Annotated in this window: 3 protein-coding genes; all 3 read right to left on the bottom strand. The window is 63.8% G+C overall.

The window, feature by feature from the left end; translation table 11 throughout:
• Positions 1-111 precede the first annotated feature (111 nt).
• The gene (locus tag G3N58_RS33520) at positions 112-1,047 is read right to left on the bottom strand and encodes a flagellar brake protein (protein ID WP_206001333.1); all 936 of its coding nucleotides are present in this window, start codon (positions 1,045-1,047) and stop codon (positions 112-114) included.
• A complete protein-coding gene (locus tag G3N58_RS33515) occupies positions 1,044-3,131 on the bottom strand; it encodes a GGDEF domain-containing protein (RefSeq protein WP_206001332.1) in 2,088 nt (695 codons plus the stop codon). Before G3N58_RS33515 ends, G3N58_RS33520 begins: the two co-directional genes overlap by 4 nt.
• Before the next feature lie 7 nt (positions 3,132-3,138).
• Positions 3,139-3,703, bottom strand: a 565-nt coding sequence (locus G3N58_RS33510) for a heme NO-binding domain-containing protein (protein ID WP_241017348.1), incomplete at its 5' end; no start/stop codon positions are given.

Here is a 3,703-nt window from a genome sequence, read left to right as displayed (position 1 = left end):
TTGAGAGATGACGCCCACCGAGAATCGGTGACTGTGATAGCGCGATTTCGTCTTCTCCATTGCGCTATATGTCAGGCGAGTACCCCGCTAACGTGACAACGCCCTTCAGCGTCATCCGGTTAGTCCCGGCCCATGCACGGAGACTACGTCCTGCCGGTCGAACACGAAATTTTTCAGTGCCGTCTGCTGCGACGGTTGGAGCGATGCGAACTCGAGGCCATGGATTGTTTCATCGCCCGGCTTCGACGCGTCCCAATGCACATTGCGGATAACAGCGGCCGTCTGGATCTCGACGTCGGTGTCATCCATGCGGAGCCGGAACGCCACGCACAGGTGCTCACCCGGCTCGCCGAGAGAACGGAATGCTGCAAGCGACATCCCGAGCACGCTGAGATCACGGGCGACGCCCACGCTGTCGCAACTGGCGCTGGCGACATCGGTGCCGTAGCGCACGGCCAGCCGTACAGGTACGCGCTGCGCGCGGCGCTCGCGCAGCCGCCGGATCGTACCTGGCGGCGACAGTACGAGATAGCTGAACGGGTCCCGGCACACCGCGTCCACTGTGCAGACAAACCAGAATACCGCGTGGCTGGCGATTGCGACCACCTCGACCTGTTCGCCCCGGGCGAGCGGTACCGGCTGGCCGTCCGACCAGGGTGGTGTCACGAACAGCGCCTGATGCGGCGCGAAACCGATCACCCGGCTCGAATGCATCGCGCGCCCCATGCCGATCTGCGGCCGCAGTCCAAGCAGCGCACCAATTCCTAGTTTCATCTCAGCAGGCGTGATCGGCTGCCCGACGTGTGCAGTTGGCCCGGCGGCGGAGGAAACTGGACGCGAAACTGGTAAATCGCCGCGCTGCGGCTGGAAGTTTTTAAACAGAAACTCGCGCTCTGCCGTATCGATGAGTGTCGTCCCCTGCCCGAACAGCAGAGCGCCATCGGTATCGACAACTGGCCACGCGAGCGGTGTACCGACTCGCACGTCAGCCGGTCTGAGTTTATGGCTCGCGCCCTCAGCACTTGTCGTACGGACAGGTTCGTTCATGATGTTTTCGCTGGTTGGTCATGCCCTACAGCGCTCGGGTGGAGCGTGCGGTCGCAACCGCTTTCGGTGGTCTGGGCGCGCAGGGCGGTCGCGATAGCAGCCGGGTCCAAGGGGCGATAGAAGTAATAGCCCTGTGCGTACCCGCACTCGATCGCACGGAGGCTCGCGACCTCATCAGCGGTCTCGGGGCCTTCTGCAACCACCTCCATCCCCAGCGTGCGGGCCAGCAGCGTGATCGTCTCAAGGATATGCCGGTTCTCCGGATTCGTCTCAATGCCACTGACGAACGAGCGGTCGATCTTGAGCGTGTCAATCGGCAGGCGACGCAGGTAGCTAAGCGACGAATAGCCGGTACCGAAGTCGTCGAGGCTGATCTGGATGCCCAGCGCACGTAGTTCGAGAAGCTGCGCCACGGTGCGCCCGGTATCCACCATTGCTGTGCTTTCCGTGAGTTCCAGCTTCAGGCAGCCCGACGGGATACCCGTTGTCCACAACGTTTGCATGACATGGCTGACGAAATCCGCTTCGGAGAACTGACTGGCTGATACGTTCACGCTGACGGTTAGCAGTGGCTGATACGGGAAGTCATCGTGCCAGCGCCGGAGCTGCCGACAGGCCTCTTCCAGCACCCATCTGCCGATGATGCAGATCAGGCCGGTTTCCTCGGCGACTGGCAGAAACGCTGCGGGAGAAATGATGCCGCGGGTTGGGTGGCGCCAGCGCAGCAATGCTTCGAACCCGTGGATCGCACTGTCCTGCAGCGACACAATGGGCTGGTAGACGAGAGTGAATTCGCCGTTGACGATTGCCTCCCGCAAGTCCGCCTCGAGCTTCAGCGCTGCGCTAGCCTGCGCGCCCATCGCCTCATCGAACATTGCGTGACGGGCCCGGCCACCTGCCTTCGCGCGGTACATCGCGATGTCGGCATCGCGCAGGATGTCATGCACGGCGCCATAACCCGTCGTGCTCAGCGCAATGCCGATACTCGCCGAGGTGAACAACTTCTGACCGGCCAGCACGAAGGGCGCCGCGAGCGCGCACTGGAGACGCTCGGCCACGCGCACTGCGGCGCTGGCGTCGCGAATGCCCTCCAGCAGGACGGTGAACTCGTCGCCGCCCAGCCGGGCGACCATGCCCTCATCGGCGGCCGACAGCCTCTCTCCGTGCGTGAGCCGAGGGGCACGCGCAAGCGTGTCGTCGCGCCGCAGGCATGACGACAGCCGCCGCGCGGTCTCGACGATCAGGGCATCGCCGGCTAGGTGCCCGAGACTGTCGTTGACTGACTTGAAGCGGTCCAGATCGAGGAATAGCACCGCGAAGCGGTAATCCGGGTTGTGACGGCTGTGGTCCAGTACCAGCTCCAGCCGCTCGAGAAAGAGTGCTCGGTTCGCCAGTCCCGTCAGTGCGTCGTGGAACGCCTCGTGCAGCAGCCGATCACGGGCGCGCTGGCGCTCGACCACCCGGCCAAGCTGAGTGCCGATCTGCGCCATCACGCGCAGTAGGACCTCGTCAGGCTCCGCCACCTGTTCGGAGAAGAATTCGAGAATCGCGACCACCTCGGTATCCACCAGCACCGGAAATCCGAACGCCGCACACAGCCCGGCCGCCCGGGCCGCAGCGGCGCGGGGGAAATCGGCATCGCCGGCGACATCGGGGATCCACGCCGGCGCGCCGCTCGCCAGCACGCGGCCCGGCAGCCCGTGCATTGCCGCATCCCACAGCACGACGGTCGCGTCGCGAAACGATTCGAACCGCGACGGCTCTGCAAGATGCCAGATTCGGGACGGAACGGGCGCCGGGACCGCATCTCGGTGATCGCGATGTACATGAAACGCATGTCCGACCGGCCACTGCGTGTAGCCGCAAATCTCACGGACCGCCAGCGACAGCGCATCGTCGATTCCGGACGCCTGATTGGCGGCCGTGGCGACTGTCTCCAGCAAGCCGATTTCCTGCTGCCGCTGGTACAGCTCGCGCAGACCGCGCTCTGCAATCGCTTCGGCTTCTACGCGCGCCTGGCGCTCGCGTTCGAGCCGACGTGTCAGGCGTGCAATTTTCTCGTCTATGGATACGAACTCCGTCATCATCGACTCAGTGTGAATGGGGCTCGAACTGCAAGTGAGACAGGCACTGGTCATCGCCCTGATGCATGCAGCGCACGTGGCGGTATACGAGGCGCTCCCCGTAGTGATCGGCCGCGCCCTCGATGAAGCCGTGTGCGAGCGCACACAGCCGGCGCGGCGACCGGTAACCCATCGTCAGCACTCCCGGCGTGCTGGTGTCGAAGTCGAATACGGGTGTGACGGCACCAGGATACAGCTTGCATACTTCCGGATGAATGATGCTGTTCAGCGTCAGCACGAAGCTGTGAGTCGTGTTGTGCCCAGCAAAGAACACCGAATATTTTTCCGCCAGCAGCGGCATCGCCTGACGCCCGAACCAGTGAAGCACGTCTGCCGGCGGCAATGCCAGGCGTACGGAGGCGGCCGCTACCAACCTCGCAATTTCCGCGTCGGGATAACTGCCGAGCGACGTATAGGCGCCCTGCACGTGTGCCGCGTCAAGCAGGTCATCCCATGCGTCCTCGCCGTGCTCGCGGCGCACCAGCTCTTCCAACAGGTTGAAGACGATTCCTTTCACGCTGTACTCCCGTTTT

The sequence above is a fragment of the Paraburkholderia sp. Ac-20342 genome (assembly GCF_017104985.1).
Taxonomy (GTDB): Bacteria; Pseudomonadota; Gammaproteobacteria; order Burkholderiales; family Burkholderiaceae; genus Paraburkholderia.
The sequence above is the reverse complement of the archived record's forward strand: the minus strand, read 5'-3'. Positions and strand labels throughout refer to the sequence as shown.